A 539-nucleotide genomic window follows, 5' to 3' on the forward strand; every position below is an offset into this window, starting at 1 on the left:
ATTCTGGGCTGGGATGTCGCCTGCATCTACACAAGCTTGGCGGGGGTTATCTTTTTAAGATATGTATAATATTCCCAATAATGCTTAGCCTCGAGAATGAAGCATATGCTTGGGAGCAGCTGACCCTTGTTAAATATGTACTGGCCACGTTTGCTGAGTTTGAAAGAGGTAAGACATTCGCGCGCAATGGTTAAGATTAAGCCACTGCGCTAGTATAAGAAAAATGCGGACGAAACAATCAAACGATCAGATAAACCAACGCTTGCCGGTGTAAGATAAGGGCATAGCATAATCAACGTGACGCATCACATCTCAACTCGCTAAGGAAGGGCAGACCGTGTTTCGCCAGGAAGCGATTAATAATCAGAAAATGAAATGGCGCGGCCGAGCGCTACTCCTCCCCGGTATTCCCTTTTGGGTTACCGCGTTATTATGCCTTTTATTTATTACCACCTTCCTGACCTTTGTCATTGCCGTAAATTATACCCGCAGAGTCAACGTGACCGGTGAGATCAGCACCTACCCACGCGTGGCTAACG

General features: G+C 46.6%; 1 protein-coding gene and 1 pseudogene. Both read left to right on the forward strand.

The annotated features are described in order from the left end of the window. Window positions 1-194, forward strand: a 194-nt coding sequence (locus AC1DUO_RS26170; protein ID WP_477989663.1) for a hypothetical protein, incomplete at its 5' end; no start/stop codon positions are given. A gap of 143 nt (window positions 195-337) precedes the next feature. After that, a pseudogene (locus AC1DUO_RS26175) lies at window positions 338-539 on the forward strand (colicin V secretion protein CvaA); the annotation flags it as partial.

The organism is Rahnella sp. P4_A8 (assembly GCF_056402435.1).